Below are 14,307 nucleotides of genomic sequence, written 5' to 3'. Positions count from 1 at the left end.
AACCACACTAAATCAGCAGCGCAGAGGGCGAATCTCGATCAGACTCACGCTCGTGTTGCTCACCATGACCACGACGCACCAGCCGGCGACCGACCTGGGCCACCTGCTGCACAAGCATCCCGACCGGGCTCAGTCCTTCACGACGAGCTCGGGTGTCGCGCACGTCTTCTACCCGAAGGCGACGAACGAGGAATGCACGGTCGCCCTCCTGCTGGAGGTCGACCCGATCGCGCTCGTCCGAGGTCCCGGCAGCACGCTCACCCAATACGTCAACGACAGGCCGTACGCGGCCGGGTCGTTGCTCACGGTCGCGCTCGGCAGCGTGTTCCGCACGGCCATGAACGGCCGCAGCGAGAGCTACCCCGAACTCGCCGCGACACCGATCCCGCTGGTCATCCGCATCCCCGCGCTGCCACACCGGCTCGCGGAGCGGCTGTTCACGCCCCTCGGCTGGACCGTCGAGACGACCGGGCACGGCGATTCGCGCTTCGGTGACGTGACGCTGACCGGCACCGTCAGGCTCAGCGACGCGCTGAAGCACCTCTACGTGCTGCTGCCCGTCCTCGACGGCGGCAAGCACTACTGGGTCGCGGCCGACGAGGTCGACAAGCTGCTCAAGGCCGGTGACGGCTGGCTGGCGGCGCACCCGGACAAGGAGCTGATCACCACCCGCTACCTGGCGCGCAAGCAACCGTTGATCACCTCGGCCCTGGAACGCCTCGCGGACGTCGACGAGGTCGAGCCCGAGGAGCTCGACAACGCGCTGGCCGAGCCGAAGATCTCCCTTGCCGCACAGCGCAAGGAGGCCGTGGTCAAGGCGCTCAAGGACGCCAGGGCCAAGCGCGTGCTCGACCTCGGCTGCGGTGGCGGGGCGCTGCTGCGCGCTCTCGTCAACGAGCCTGAGTTCACGGAGATCCACGGTGTCGACGTGTCCGCGAAGGCGTTGCAGGAGGCCGCGCGCAAGCTGCACCTGGACCGCATGGGCGAGCGCCAGCGCGAGCGGATCACGTTGCGGCAGTCGGCTTTGACGTACGCGGACACCGAACTGGCCGGCTATGACGCGGCGGTGCTGATGGAGGTCGTCGAGCACGTCGACCCGTCGCGCCTGCCCGCGCTGGAACACTCGGTGTTCACCGTGGCACGCCCGGCGACCGTGCTGGTGACGACGCCGAACGTCGAGTACAACGCGCTGTTCGACACGTTGCCGGAAGGCCAGCTGCGGCACTCCGACCACCGTTTCGAATGGACTCGTCAGGAGTTCCAGGATTGGGCCGGCGGCGTCGCGGAACGCCGTGGCTACGCGGTGCGCTTCGTGCCGATCGGGCCGGAGGACGCCGAACGCGGCGCGCCGACCCAGATGGCCGTGTTCAGCTCGAAGGACGTGAACTGATGGAACTGAAGATCCCCGACCTCTGTCTGGTGGTGCTCGTCGGCGCCTCCGGTTCCGGCAAGTCCACGTTCGCGCGCAAGCACTTCCTGCCCACGCAGGTGTTGTCGAGCGACTACTTCCGCGCGCTCGTGGCAGACGACGAGAACGACCAGTCGGCGTCCACGGCAGCGTTCGACGTGCTGCACTACGTGGCGGGCAAGCGGCTGGAGGCCGGGCGCGTCACCGTGGTCGACGCGACCAACGTGCAGCCGCAGGACCGCGCCCGGCTGGTCGAGGTCGCGCGCAGGGCGAACGTGCTGCCGGTCGCGATCGTGCTCGACACCCCGACCGAGGTGTGCCTTGCCCGCAACGCGCAGCGTCCCGACCGCGACTTCGGCGCGCACGTCGTGAAGCGGCACCGGGCGGCGTTGCGGCGCTCGCTGAAGTTCCTCGGCAAGGAGGGGTTCAAGCGCGTCCACGTGCTGCGCTCCGAGTCCGATGTGGACAACTCGACGATCGTGTACGAGCGCCTGCTCAACGACCTCAAGCACGAGACCGGCCCGTTCGACGTGTTCGGTGACGTGCACGGCTGCCGCGCGGAGCTGGAGGAGCTGCTCACCGAGCTCGGTTACACCCTGGTGCGCGACGACGAGGGCCGCGCGGTCGACGCCGTTCCGCCGGCTGATCGCAAGGCCGTGTTCGTCGGCGACCTCGTGGACCGCGGCCCGGACACTCCGGGCGTGCTGCGTCTCGTGATGGGCATGGTCGCGGGCGGTCACGCCTTCAGCGTGCGCGGAAACCACGAGGAGAAGCTCGTGCGGGCGATGCGCGGCCACAAGGTGACGGTCCGGCACGGGCTGGAGAAGTCGCTGGAGCAGTTCGCGCACGAGCCGGAGGAGTTCCGCCTCGCCGCGACGAAGTTCTGCGACAGCCTGGTCGCGCATTACGTGCTGGACGGCGGAAAGCTCGTCGTCGCGCACGCCGGGCTGCCCGAGCGCTACCACGGCCGTGCGTCCGCGAAGGTCCGCAGCTTCGCCCTGTACGGCGACACGACCGGCGAGACCGACGCGCACGGACTGCCGGTGCGCCTGCCGTGGGCGAACGACTACCGCGGCTCGGCGATGGTGCTGTACGGGCACGTCCTGACGCCCGAGGCCGAGTGGATCAACAACACCATGTGCCTCGAGACGGGCGTGGTGTTCGGCGGCAAGCTGACCGCGTTGCGCTACCCGGAGAAGGAGCTCGTCTCCGTCAAGGCGCACCAGACCTGGTACGAGAACGACGCACCGTTCCCGCCGAAGGCCGTCGAACGCGCGGCGGACGTGCTGGCGCTCACCGACGTCACGGGGACGCGCCGGGTCGACACGTCGCTGATGGGTGCCGTGACGATCCGCGCGGAGCAGTCCGCTTCGGCCCTGGAGGTCATGAGCCGGTTCGCGATCGACCCGCACGAGCTGCTGTACCTGCCGCCGACGATGGCACCTGTGGCGACCTCGCAGCGCGACGACGTGCTGGAGCACCCCGAGGAGGCCTTCGCGGAGTACAGGTCGGCCCGCGTCGAGCAGGTGATCTGCGAGGAGAAGCACATGGGCTCCCGCGCGGTGTTGCTGGTGCGCAAGGTTGGTGGCGCGATCTACACGCGCACCGGCCGTGCGTTCTTCGACGGCGCGTTGGGCACCGAACTGCTCGATGGCGTGCGTTCGGCTTGTGCGGGGCTGTTCGAGGAGTTCGCTACAGACTGGCTGCTCATCGACGCCGAGCTGATGCCGTGGAACGCCAAGGCGTCCGGGCTGATCCGCGAGCAGTACGCGGCGGTCGGCGCGGCGGCGAACGGCGCGCTTCCGGTCGCGGTCGACGCACTGGCAACGGCCGCTTCGCGCGGTGTCGACGTCACGGAACTGTTGGCACGCACGACTCAGCGCGCCTCGAACGCCGCTGCCTACAGCGCGGCGTACGAGCGTTACTGCTGGCCCACCGACGGGCTGGAGGGCGTGCGGGTCGCGCCGTTCCAGCTGCTCGCCGCGGAGGGCCGGACGTTCCATGACCGTTCGCACCTGTGGCACCTGGAGACGCTGGGCAAGCTCGAAGGACCGTTGTTCCAGCGGACCCGGCACCTCGTGGTCGACGTGAACGACGCCGCGCAGGTGGCCGCCGGCGTCAAGTGGTGGGAGGACCTGACCGCGGCCGGCGGCGAGGGCATGGTCGTGAAGCCGCTGGCGAACCTCGGCGGACGCGTGCAGCCGGGTGTGAAGGTGCGCGGGCGCGAGTACCTGCGGATCATCTACGGCCCGGACTACACGTCGCCCGAGAACCTCTCGCGGCTGCGCAAGCGTTCGCTCGGCCGCAAGCGCGGACTCGCCCTGCGCGAGTACGCCCTGGGCATCGAGGCCTTGGAACGCCTCGTGCGCGGCGAACCCCTGTGGCGGGTGCACGAGTGCGTCTTCGGCGTGCTCGCGCTCGAGTCGGAACCGGTGGACCCAAGACTGTGATCCTCGAAGCCGTGATCGGCTCGCACGCCTACGGGCTCGCGAGTGTGGAGTCTGATGTGGACAGACGCGGGGTGTTCGTCGCGCCCACGGAAGCGTTCTGGCGCCTGGAGAAACCCCCGACCTCGGTCGAGGGGCCAGATCCGGAGCAGCTCAGCTGGGAGGTCGAGCACTTCTGCAGGCTGGGCCTCAAGTCGAACCCGACGGTGCTCGAAACGCTGGTGAGCCCGCTGGTCGAGATCAGCACGCCGATGGGAGAGGAGCTGCGGGACCTGTTGCCCGCGTTCCTCTCCCGGTACGCCGTGCGCGCCTTCACGCGCGCAACGGAGATGCAGCTGTCACGCGCAGGCCGCAACCTCAAGCCGAAGCAGCTCATGCACGTCGTGCGGTTGCGGCTGGTGGGGCTGAACCTGCTGCGCACCGGCCGTTACGACATCACGGCGGACCGCTCGTTGCTGCAGATCCGCGACGGCTCGATGGCCTGGGACGACGCGGTGGCGTGGGCGCATCGGCTCGGCGACGAGATCGCGTGCGCTGAGGGCCCGCTACCGGAGGAGCCGGACCGGGCGCGGGTGGAGGATTGGCTGGTGTCGGTGCGCAGGAGGATGTTGTGAGCTACGAAGTACCCGACCTGAGCGCCGTCGTCGCCGAGCAGTCGCACGGCCTGCTGTTCGCGACCGTGTCCGGCGCGCACCTGTACGGCTTCCCGTCGCGCGACTCGGACGTGGACCTGCGCGGCGTGCACGTGCTGCCGCTCGCCGAGGTCCTCGGCCTGCGGCGCGGCCCGGAGACCAAGGAACGGATGTGGGTGCGCGACGGCGTCGAGATCGACCTGGTCACGCACGACGTGCAGAAGTTCTGCCGGCTGCTGACCCGCCCGAACGGCTACGTGCTCGAGCAACTGCTCTCGCCGCTGGTCGTGCACACCACGGACGCGCACCGCAAGCTCGCCGCCCTGGCCGCCGGGTGCCTGACCTCACGGCACGGGCACCACTACCGCGGGTTCGCCGCCACCCAGTGGCGGCTGTTCGAGAAGACGGGCGAGATCAAGCCGCTGCTCTACACGTTCCGCGCGCTGCTGACCGGCGTGCACCTGCTGCGCACCGGCCAGGTGAACGCGCACCTGCCGACGTTGCTGGAGGAGCTCGACGGCCCGGACTACCTGCCGGGACTCATCGAGGCGAAGATCCTCGGCGAGCACCGGGCGCTGGCCGGGGTGCCGGGCAGGCCCGCTCCCGAACGGCTGGAGGCGGACCTCGCGCACTGGCACGAGGAGCTGCGGCAGGCGCGGGAGAGCAGCGATCTGCCGTTGGAGCCGCCGGCCTCCGAGGAGGTCCACGACTTCGTGGTCTCGACGCGGCTGGCCTGACTTCGGGGCGACCGCGTTCGCGTGACCTGGCGTCGGGCCGAGCGCGCTCGCGTGGCCTGGCGTCGGGCCGAGCGCGCTCGCGTGGCCTGGCGTCGGGTCAACTACGCAGGCGTGGTCTGGCGTCGGATCGACCGCCCTCGCTGCCCTGCCGTCGGGTCCACCGCGCTCGCTGCCCTGCCGTCGGGCGCCCATGCTCGCTGGCGTCGGCCACGCTCGTCTGAGTTGGCCGTGATCCCGGCCGTCGACCACGCTTGCCTGGCTGGCCGTGATCCACGGCTCAGCTGCCGTGACACTGAAGATCTGACATGGCCGGGCTCACCCCAGCTGTCCTGACCCTCGCCCCCGCGCTTCCTCCTCCTGCGGAACGAAGGAAACGCCATTTGCGTTCCCGCGTATCCACAAGCTACCGCGCCTAGGCATCTCCGCAGGTCAGCGAGCTACAACCTGTGGACAACTCGCGATCATGACAATCCAGCGAGCCGGACAACCGCCGCGGCAAGCGAGGAGTCAGTCCTTCTTCTTCTCAGCCTTCGAGGAAGCAGGCGCCGCCGGAGCGTCCTCAGAAGCCTCAGCCGGCTCGTCGAACGATGCGGGCAAGCCCTTGATGTGCTTGTTCATCGACTTGACGAGGAAGAACACCGCGATGAAGAAGACGATCAGCAGGACGAGGCCGACCGGGGAGGACTTGCCGAAGTCCTCGCCCTGGCCGCCCTTGTCGTCGTCGTTCGTGTTCGACGGCTGCACGGCGACGAGCGCCACCGTGCTGCCGACGGAGAAGTCTGGGGAGAGCACCCCTAGACCTTAACTCCGGCGAACAGGTCGTTCTCCGGCAGCGTCGAGTCGACCAGGGAGCGGACGAGCTCGTACTCCTCGGTCGGCCAGATCTCTCGCTGCAGTTCCATCGGGATGCCGAACCAGCGGCTGGTCGGGTCGATCTGGGTGGCGTGGGCCTTCAGGGCCTCGTCGCGGACGTCGAAGTAGTCCGCGCATTCGACCTGGGTGGTCACGCGGTCCATGACGTCCGGGCGGTCGGTGCTCCAGTTCGAGAGCCACTCGGTGTACGGCGACTCCATGCCGCGGGCCTCCATCGCCTCGTGGAACGCGAGGATCTTGGCGCGGGAGAAGCCGTGGCCGTAGTAGACCTTCTGCGTTTCCCAGGCCTCGCCCAGTTCTGGCTGGTAGGCGGGGTCGGCGGCCGCGTCCAGGGCGGCCATCGAGATCTCGTGCGTGCGGATGTGGTCCGGGTGCGGGTAGCCGCCGTTCTCGTCGTAGGTCACCACGACGTGCGGGCGGAAGTCGCGGATCGCCTCCACCAGGGACGGCACCGACTCCTCCAGCGGCACGAGGGCGAAGCACCCCTCGGGCAGCGGTGGCAGCGGGTCGCCCTCGGGGAGACCCGAGTCCTTGAAGCCCAGCCAGCGGTGCTGGATGCCGAGGATCTTGGCCGCGCGGGCCATCTCCTCCCGGCGAACCTCGATGATGTTCTCGAGCACGTCCGGCCTGTCCATCGCCGGGTTGAGGATGCTGCCCGCACCACCGTCGGTGCAGGTCACGACCATCACGTCGTGCCCTTCGGCGATGTAGCGAGCCATCGAGGCCGCGCCCTTGCTCGACTCGTCGTCGGGATGTGCGTGCACTGCCATAAGGCGCAGCTTGTCGGCCATGACCCCCGTGGTCCTCCTGTGAGAATGGTCCTGCGACACTCATCAACTGAACGCCGGGCACCATTGTTCCCCAGAGGCCGAGGAGGACGCGGAAGTGGCACAGCGCGTGCTCCCCGAGGGGCGCTACAGCAGGCAGAGCCGCAAACCGCTGGCCACCTGGGCGCGGTGGGCATTACTCGCCGTAGCCGTCGCGGTAGGTGCCGTCATCGCCTTCGTCGGTTACCGAAATCTCGGCACAAAGCCGATCGAGGCGAAGCAGACCGCGTTCATCCTCCTCGACGACGACCAGGTGAAGGTCAGTTTCGAGGTTTCTCGCGATCAACCGGAGCGTGCAGCGGTCTGCATCATTCGGGCCCGGTCCAAGGACGGGGACGAAGCAGGCAGACGCGAAGTTCTGGTTCCGCCGGGAAATGACGTCGTCGTGGAGACAACCGTTCTCCGCACCTCGAAGCCGCCGGTCACCGGCGAGGTGTTCGGGTGCTCCTACCAGGTTCCCCCCTACTTGTCCACGAGCTAGCGGCCAAGCGGGTGATCTGCGGTTTAAACGGCGAGATGGGGAACAAATCGCCGTCGCTGAACGTTGTCTACGTGTTACTATTGCAGCTCAAGCACGGCCCCGGCGCGGGCCGTGTTTTTCCGTTCCGGGCCACGGCCCGGGAACTATCTGGGGCACACGCGTGCGCCGGAGCAAGACGAGGAGTTGGTGACCGTGAGCGACACCCAGGTGACCTGGCTGACCCAGGAGGCCTACGACCGGCTCAAGGCTGAGCTGGACGAACTCATCGCGTACCGCCCGGTCATGGCTGCCGAGATCAACGCCCGCCGCGAGGAGGGCGACCTCCGTGAGAACGGTGGCTACCACGCGGCTCGCGAGGAGCAGGGCAAGCAGGAGGCGCGCATCCGCCAGCTGCACGAGCTGCTCCAGGCCGCGAAGGTCGGCGAGGCTCCCACCACCAAGGGTGTCGCGGCACCGGGCACAGTGCTCACGATCCGCTACGAGGGTGACGACGAGACGGAGACCTTCCTCCTCGCCACCCGCGAAGAGGGCGCGCACGGCGAGATGGAGGTCTACTCCCCGCTTTCGCCGCTCGGCAAGGCCCTGAACGGCGCCAAGGACGGGGAGACCGTGTCCTACGAGCTGCCGAACGGCAAGCAGCAGAAGGTCACGTTGATCTCCGCTGTTCCTTACCAGTCGTAGTCACGCCACAAAACGTTGGAAAGGGCGGTCACTTCGGTGGCCGCCCTTTCACGCGTTCCAGCAAAGGCCGCACACGTGGGGGCACCGGAGTCGACAACGCAATGGAAGTCGACAGCCTTCGGACGTGAGGAACGTCGACGATGTGATCTACCACGCGTTGCAGGTCCGCATTCGATCTCGCGACCATTCGCACGAACAGATCTCCTTGGCCAGTCGTCGCGTGCACCTCGCACACTTCACTGATCGCGGCCAGCCCTTCGCACACTTCGGCCCGGCGTCCCTGCGCGATCTCCACCGTCGCGAACGCCGTCAGCCCGTATCCCATCGCGCCGAGGTCGACTGCCGGCGGGAACCCGGTGAGCACTCCCCGCTCGACCAGTCTGTCCAGCCGGGCCTGCACGGTCCCCCGCGCGACGCCCAGTCGGCGGGAGCATTCGAGGACGCCCAGGCGGGGCTCGTCCGTCAAGAGCAACAGCAGCTTCGCGTCGAGTTCGTCAACGGGCTGGTCAGAGTGCTCACTCTGCTGATCCGAAGGCATAGATCACTATACAAATTGTCCTGTGAATTCGCTGACTGTTGCTCACCCTGTCGGGTCGAATCATGCTGATGGGCATGACGCAGCAGCTTGACGACGTGAGCTACGACCAGCTCCGGCAGCTCGTGGGGTTGGTCGACTACGACGCGACCAAGGACCCCTTCCCCGTGCGCTCCATGGACGCTGTGGTGTTCGTCGCGGGCAACGCCACGCAGACCGCGTGGCTCTACCAGGTGGCGTTCGGCATGGAGCTCGTGGCCTACGCGGGCCCCGAGACCGGCCAGCGCACCCACAAGTCGTTCGTGCTGAAGTCGGGCTCGGCCCGCTTCGTGATCCACGGCGGCGTCACGCCCGGTTCCGAACTCCTGGACCACCACCGCCGCCACGGCGACGGCGTGATCGACCTGGCGCTGGAGGTCGGCGACGTCGACCAGTGCATCAAGCACGCCCGTGAGCAGGGCGCCACCGTGCTGGAGGAGCCGCACGACGTCACCGACGAGCACGGCACCGTCCGTCTCGCCGCGATCGCGACGTACGGCGAGACCCGCCACACGCTCGTCGACCGCTCCAAGTACACCGGCCCCTACCTGCCTGGTTACGTGGCGCGCAGCTCGTCCGTGAAGCGCCCGGAAGGTGCCCCGAAGCGCCTCTTCCAGGCCGTCGACCACTGCGTCGGCAACGTCGAGCTCGGCAAGATGGACTACTGGGTCGAGTGGTACAACCGCGTCATGGGCTTCGTGAACATGGCGGAGTTCATCGGCGACGACATCGCCACGGACTACTCCGCGCTCATGTCGAAGGTCGTCTCCAACGGCAACCACCGCGTCAAGTTCCCGCTGAACGAGCCGGCGATCGCGAAGAAGAAGTCGCAGATCGACGAGTACCTCGAGTTCTACGAGGGCGCGGGCGTCCAGCACATCGCGCTGGCGACGAACGACATCATCAAGACCGTCACGGCCATGCGCGACGCGGGCGTCGAGTTCCTGGAGACCCCGGACTCCTACTACGACGACCCGGAGCTCCGCGCCCGCATCGGCGAGGTCCGCGTCCCCATCGAGACCCTCAAGGAACACCGCATCCTGGTCGACCGCGACGAGGACGGCTACCTGCTGCAGATCTTCACGAAGCCGATCGGCGACCGCCCGACCGTCTTCTACGAACTGATCGAGCGCCACGGCTCCCTGGGCTTCGGCAAGGGCAACTTCAAGGCGCTTTTCGAGGCGATCGAGCGCGAACAGGAGCGACGCGGCAACCTCTAGTGGTGTGGCTCGGCACGTTGCCGGTGCATCCGCGGTCAGACGGGTGCACCGTGGTGCCGCCCCCACGTCCTCGTACTGGTCGTACGGGGTCGTGGGGGCGGCGCCGCGAGGCGCCCTGCTGAGCGTGGATGCGCCGCCGACGTGCCGAGTCACGCCACTGGTGGCGATCCCCCGGTAGGCTGCCTCACGGGGGACTCACATCGGGTGGAGGTGGCATGGCATTCGCGCGACGCGTGGCCGCGGTGATTCCGCTGGTCGGAGCCGTGACCACGGCTGCGGCACTGACCGGCGCGGCGTTCTTGACAGTGGCGCACGCGGGCTGTGACGAAGCCGGCCGCTTCGTCCGCACCGGCGAGACGATCCAGTTCGTCGGCGGCTGTGTGAACGGCGCCGACCTACCGTCGGCTCCGACGGCCGAGGTCGAGAACGTCGACAGGTTCGGCTCGAAGAAGCCGTAGAAGTCGCACGCGGGGACCTTTCGTTCGGTCTGACCGAACGAAAGGTCCCCGCGTGCGGTTCAGCTCAGCCGAGAGCGGCCAGCAGGTCGGCCACCAGGTCATCGCCGGACTCGATACCGACCGACACCCGCACCAGATCGGCAGGCACCTCCAGCATCGACCCGGCCGTGGAAGCGTGCGTCATCTTCCCGGGGTGCTCGATCAACGACTCGACCCCACCGAGCGACTCGGCCAGCAGGAACAGCTGGGTCCGCGCACAAACCTCGAGCGCAGCCTCCTCGCCGCCCTCGACGATGAACGACACCATCCCGCCGAACCGGCTCATCTGCTTGGCCGCGACGGCGTGCCCGGGGTGCGACTCGAGGCCGGGGTAGATGACCTTCTTCACGCGCGGGTGCCTGGTCAGGGCCTCGGCGACCAGTTCGGCGTTGTCGGAGTGCTTCTCCATGCGGAGCTGGAGGGTCTTGATGCCGCGCAGCGTCAGGTAGGCGTCGAACGGTCCGGGAACGGCACCGGCGCCGTTCTGCAGGAAGCCGAACGCCGCGTCGAGCTCTTCGTCGGAGGTGATCAGGGCGCCGCCGACGACGTCGGAGTGGCCGCCGATGTACTTGGTGGTCGAGTGCAGCACCACGTCCGCGCCCAGTTCCAGCGGGGTCTGCAGGGCCGGGGAGGCGAAGGTGTTGTCGACCACGAGCTTGGCGCCGGCGCCGTGGGCGACCGAGGCGATCGAGGCGATGTCGCCGATGTTCAGCAGCGGGTTGGTGGGCGTCTCGATCCACACGAGCTTCGTCTCGGGACGGATGGCCGCGCGGATGGCGTCGACGTCCGAGACGGGGGCCGGCGAGTGGGTGACGCCCCACTGCGAGAAGACCTTGTCGATCAGGCGGAACGTGCCGCCGTAGGCGTCGTTCGGGATGACGATGTGGTCGCCGGGCTTGAGGAACGTGCGCAGCGCGGCGTCGGTCGCACCCATGCCGGAGGAGAACGCACGGCCGTAGCGGCCGCGTTCGAGCGACGCGAGGCACGTCTCCAGTGCACGGCGGGTGGGGTTGCCGGTGCGCGAGTACTCGAAGCCTTCACGCAGGTTGCCCACGCCGTCCTGGGCGTACGTGGACGTGGCGTAGATGGGGACGTTCACCGCACCCGTGGTCGGGTCCGGGTCCTGACCGGCGTGGATCGCCCTGGTGGCGAAGCCGTATGGGGTGCTCATGTTCGAAGGGTACTCACCCATCTGGCCGCCGACCGCAAGAGTCCAAGCAGTGAAAACGGACCAGCCCCCGGCCGAGGTGGCCGGGGGCTGGTCGAGGTGGTGCCTTGGGCTTTACCAGCCCTGCTGCTGACCGCCGTAGCCCTGCTGCGGGGGCTGGCCGTAGCCGCCCTGCTGCGGGGGCTGCTGCTGCGGGTAGCCGCCGGTGCCGGGCTGCTGCGGGTAGCCGCCGGTGTTCGGCTGGCCGTAGCCCGGCTGCTGACCGCCGCCGTAGGAACCCGTCTCCGGCCAGTTGATCACGACAGTGCCGCAGATCTTGTCGGAGTAGGTGTCCTTCTTCGGCTGGTTCCACAACGGCGACAGGTAGTTGATCAGTGCGCCGATGCCGCAGAGCAGGCCGAACGCGTAGTTGACCAGCAGTCGGAGGAACGCGACGCCACCGCCGGGTGGCTGCTGCGTGTCCTCCTTGATCACCTTGATCTTCGCGACCTTCTTGCCGAGCGACTGCCCCGTGGAGCCACCGCGCAGGACGGTGTTCCAGATCAGGAAACCGAACATGCCGCCGTAGCCGACGAGGAGCGCGACCAGGCTGAGGATGCCCGCGGTGTCCGGGTCACCGGTCGAGGCGCCGATCATGCCGACCACGAACACGACCAGCCAGCCGACGACGCCGGGAATGCCGTAGTCGATCAGACCTGCGACCGCGCGCGAGCCCCACTCGGCGTAGCCGGTCGGGGGCTGCGGGGCCATTCCGTAGGCGGGCTGGCCGTAACCGCCGGGCTGGCCGTAGGCCTGCTGCTGCGGCTGGCCGTACGGGTTCGACTGCGGGGCCCCGTAAGGCTGCTGCGGAGCACCGTAGGGCTGCTGCGGCTGTTGCGGCTGGCCGTACGGGTTGGACTGCGGAGCGCCGTAAGGCTGCTGCGGAGCACCGTAGGGCTGCTGCTGCGGAGCGCCGTAGGCCGGCGGCTGGGCGGGGAACCCGCCGGAGCCGGGTCCCTGTGCCGGGAAACCACCCGAGGCGGGCGGCACCTGACCGGGGCTGACGACCTGGGTGGCGTCCGCGTTCTGCTGCGGTGCGGCAGGAGACTGCCCTGGCGAGACGACCTGCGTCGCGTCCGGGTTCGGGTTCGCCGCGGACGGCTGGCCACCCCCCGGGACGATCTGCGTTGCGTCCGCGTTGGGCTCCTGCGGCTGACCGCCGAACGGATTTCCTGGCGGCTGCGGAGCGTTCATCCGGTTTCCAACCCCCTTGGCTGGGCCGTGTACGAGTGAGACAGGTGTTGATCTGGGGCGTCACGCTATCGGACGCACCGGCTTCTACGCTCAGCGACCAGCCAAGAACCCCAGAATGTCCTGTCGGGTGACGACTCCGGCGGGCTTTCCGTCCTCCAGGACGAGGGCGGCGTCGGCGTTCGAGAGCGCGTTCATGGCGATGCCGACCGGCTCACCGGCGCCGAGCGTCGGCAGCGGCGGCGACATGTGCTTGTCGAGGCGGTCGGACAGCTGGGCCTTGCCGGTGAACAGGGCGTCGAGCAGGTCGCGTTCGTTGACCGCGCCGGCGACCTCGGCCGCCATGATCGGCGGTTCGGCGTTGACGACGGGCATCTGCGAGACACCGAACTCGCGCAGGATCGCGACGGCGTCGCCCACGGTCTCGTTGGGGTGCGCGTGCACGAGGTCGGGGAGCATGCCGCCCTTGCGGCGCAGCACGTCGCCGACGGTCGCGCCGGTCGAGTCGGGCGGGAGGAAGCCGTAGGACGCCATCCAGCGGTCGTTGAAGACCTTGGACAGGTAGCCGCGGCCGCCGTCCGGGAGGATCACGACGACGACGGCGTCCTCGGGCAGGTCCTTCGCGATGCGCAGCGCCGCGGCGGCCGCCATGCCGCAGGAACCGCCGACGAGCAGGCCTTCCTCGCGGGCGAGGCGGCGGGTGGTGTCGAACGAGTCCGCGTCCGAGACCTCGACGATCTGGTCGCAGATGGTCTTGTCGTACGCCTCGGGCCAGAAGTCCTCGCCGACGCCTTCGACCAGGTACGGGCGGCCGGTGCCGCCGGAGTAGACGGAGCCTTCCGGGTCCGCGCCGATGACCTTCACGGCGCCGTCCGAGATCTCCTTGAGGTAGCGGCCGGTGCCGGAGATCGTGCCGCCGGTGCCGACGCCCGCGACGAAGTGCGTGATCTTGCCGGCGGTCTGGCGCCAGATCTCGGGGCCGGTCTGGTGGTAGTGGCTCGCCGGGTTCTCGGGGTTGGAGTACTGGTCGGGCTTCCACGCGCCGGGGATCTCGCGGACGAGCCGGTCCGAGACGTTGTAGTAGGAGTCCGGGTGCTCGGGCGCGACGGCGGTCGGGCACACCACGACCTCGGCGCCGTAGGCCTTGAGGACGTTGCGCTTGTCCTCGCTGACCTTGTCCGGGCACACGAAGACGCACTTGTAGCCCTTGCGCTGGGCGACCAGCGCGAGGCCGACGCCCGTGTTGCCGGAGGTCGGCTCGACGATCGTGCCGCCGGGCCGCAGCTCACCGGACTTCTCGGCGGCCTCGACCATCCGCAGCGCGATGCGGTCCTTCACGCTGCCGCCGGGGTTCAGGTACTCCACCTTGGCCAGCACCGTGGCCTTGATCCCCGTGGTCAGGGAGTTGAGCTTGACCAGCGGCGTGTTGCCGACCAGATCGACGACGTGCTCGACGTACTCCACCGGTATCTACTCCCCTGCTCCCACTCTCCGAGATAGCGGGACGAAGCGTAGCTCTAGTCGCGGCAGAG

General features: G+C 68.7%; 14 protein-coding genes. 8 read left to right on the top strand and 6 right to left on the bottom strand.

Annotated elements, in window-relative coordinates; genetic code table 11:
- Positions 1-52 precede the first annotated feature (52 nt).
- Genes LX88_RS09385 through LX88_RS09370 form a run of 4 tightly spaced genes read left to right on the top strand, consistent with a single transcriptional unit; the run spans position 53 to position 5,224 of the window.
- On the top strand, positions 53-1,390 hold the full coding sequence (locus LX88_RS09385; protein WP_258947341.1) for a 3' terminal RNA ribose 2'-O-methyltransferase Hen1: 1,338 nt from the start codon (positions 53-55) through the stop codon (positions 1,388-1,390).
- On the top strand, positions 1,390-3,858 hold the full coding sequence (locus tag LX88_RS09380) for a polynucleotide kinase-phosphatase (protein ID WP_258947340.1): 2,469 nt from the start codon (positions 1,390-1,392) through the stop codon (positions 3,856-3,858). Before LX88_RS09385 ends, LX88_RS09380 begins: the two co-directional genes overlap by 1 nt.
- Positions 3,855-4,469 (top strand): nucleotidyltransferase domain-containing protein, encoded by a 615-nt coding sequence (locus LX88_RS09375; RefSeq protein ID WP_258947339.1) that lies wholly within the window; start codon positions 3,855-3,857, stop codon positions 4,467-4,469. The genes LX88_RS09380 and LX88_RS09375 overlap by 4 nt, the downstream gene beginning before the upstream one ends.
- Entirely contained in the window at positions 4,466-5,224 is a 759-nt protein-coding gene (locus LX88_RS09370; RefSeq protein WP_258947338.1) for a nucleotidyltransferase domain-containing protein, read from the top strand. The genes LX88_RS09375 and LX88_RS09370 overlap by 4 nt, the downstream gene beginning before the upstream one ends.
- Before the next feature lie 507 nt (positions 5,225-5,731).
- Here LX88_RS09370 and LX88_RS09365 read toward each other — a convergent pair.
- Entirely contained in the window at positions 5,732-6,016 is a 285-nt protein-coding gene (locus LX88_RS09365; RefSeq protein WP_372511223.1) for a hypothetical protein, read from the bottom strand.
- A gap of 2 nt (positions 6,017-6,018) precedes the next feature.
- A complete protein-coding gene (gene mca, locus LX88_RS09360; RefSeq protein ID WP_258947337.1) occupies positions 6,019-6,888 on the bottom strand; it encodes a mycothiol conjugate amidase Mca in 870 nt (289 codons plus the stop codon).
- A gap of 94 nt (positions 6,889-6,982) precedes the next feature.
- Between mca and LX88_RS09355 the strand changes: the two genes are divergently transcribed.
- The gene (locus LX88_RS09355; protein WP_258947336.1) at positions 6,983-7,405 is read left to right on the top strand and encodes a DUF4307 domain-containing protein; all 423 of its coding nucleotides are present in this window, start codon (positions 6,983-6,985) and stop codon (positions 7,403-7,405) included.
- A gap of 183 nt (positions 7,406-7,588) precedes the next feature.
- On the top strand, positions 7,589-8,086 hold the full coding sequence (gene greA, locus LX88_RS09350) for a transcription elongation factor GreA (protein ID WP_090007240.1): 498 nt from the start codon (positions 7,589-7,591) through the stop codon (positions 8,084-8,086).
- 28 nt (positions 8,087-8,114) lie between these two features.
- On the opposite strand, the gene LX88_RS09345 is transcribed toward greA, so the two are convergent.
- Positions 8,115-8,624: an Lrp/AsnC family transcriptional regulator gene (locus tag LX88_RS09345; RefSeq protein WP_258947335.1), complete on the bottom strand. Its 510-nt coding sequence runs from the start codon at positions 8,622-8,624 to the stop codon at positions 8,115-8,117.
- Between the two features lie 74 nt (positions 8,625-8,698).
- Here LX88_RS09345 and hppD point away from each other — a divergent pair, with 74 nt between their 5' ends.
- The gene (gene hppD, locus LX88_RS09340) at positions 8,699-9,880 is read left to right on the top strand and encodes a 4-hydroxyphenylpyruvate dioxygenase (RefSeq protein WP_090065835.1); all 1,182 of its coding nucleotides are present in this window, start codon (positions 8,699-8,701) and stop codon (positions 9,878-9,880) included.
- 215 nt (positions 9,881-10,095) lie between these two features.
- Positions 10,096-10,338: a hypothetical protein gene (locus LX88_RS09335; protein WP_051771941.1), complete on the top strand. Its 243-nt coding sequence runs from the start codon at positions 10,096-10,098 to the stop codon at positions 10,336-10,338.
- A gap of 64 nt (positions 10,339-10,402) precedes the next feature.
- Here LX88_RS09335 and LX88_RS09330 read toward each other — a convergent pair whose 3' ends face one another.
- The 3 genes from LX88_RS09330 to LX88_RS09320 form a co-directional block, all read right to left on the bottom strand.
- Positions 10,403-11,548 carry a cystathionine gamma-synthase gene (locus tag LX88_RS09330; protein ID WP_258947334.1) on the bottom strand — a complete coding sequence of 382 codons (1,146 nt, stop codon included), beginning with the start codon at positions 11,546-11,548 and terminating at the stop codon, positions 10,403-10,405.
- Positions 11,549-11,659: 111 nt separating this feature from the next.
- Positions 11,660-12,778, bottom strand: a complete 1,119-nt coding sequence (locus LX88_RS09325) for an RDD family protein (RefSeq protein WP_258947333.1) — start codon at positions 12,776-12,778, stop codon at positions 11,660-11,662.
- A gap of 90 nt (positions 12,779-12,868) precedes the next feature.
- Positions 12,869-14,239, bottom strand: a complete 1,371-nt coding sequence (locus LX88_RS09320; RefSeq protein WP_258947332.1) for a cystathionine beta-synthase — start codon at positions 14,237-14,239, stop codon at positions 12,869-12,871.
- Positions 14,240-14,307: the final 68 nt, after the last annotated feature.

Origin of the sequence: Lentzea californiensis (assembly GCF_024648825.1) — a bacterium.
Classification (GTDB): domain Bacteria; phylum Actinomycetota; class Actinomycetes; order Mycobacteriales; family Pseudonocardiaceae; genus Lentzea; species Lentzea californiensis.
This window is presented reverse-complemented; position numbering and strand designations above follow the sequence as displayed.

What these genes read in the sequence shown, in the direction of transcription:
- LX88_RS09380 (WP_258947340.1), top strand. Translation starts at nt 1,390, where the DNA reads ATGGAACTGAAGATCCCCGACCTCTGTCTGGTGGTGCTCGTCGGCGCC.
- mca (WP_258947337.1), bottom strand. Translation starts at nt 6,888, where the DNA reads ATGGCCGACAAGCTGCGCCTTATGGCAGTGCACGCACATCCCGACGAC.
- LX88_RS09345 (WP_258947335.1), bottom strand. Translation starts at nt 8,624, where the DNA reads ATGCCTTCGGATCAGCAGAGTGAGCACTCTGACCAGCCCGTTGACGAA.
- hppD (WP_090065835.1), top strand. Translation starts at nt 8,699, where the DNA reads ATGACGCAGCAGCTTGACGACGTGAGCTACGACCAGCTCCGGCAGCTC.
- LX88_RS09335 (WP_051771941.1), top strand. Translation starts at nt 10,096, where the DNA reads ATGGCATTCGCGCGACGCGTGGCCGCGGTGATTCCGCTGGTCGGAGCC.
- LX88_RS09330 (WP_258947334.1), bottom strand. Translation starts at nt 11,548, where the DNA reads ATGAGCACCCCATACGGCTTCGCCACCAGGGCGATCCACGCCGGTCAG.
- LX88_RS09325 (WP_258947333.1), bottom strand. Translation starts at nt 12,778, where the DNA reads ATGAACGCTCCGCAGCCGCCAGGAAATCCGTTCGGCGGTCAGCCGCAG.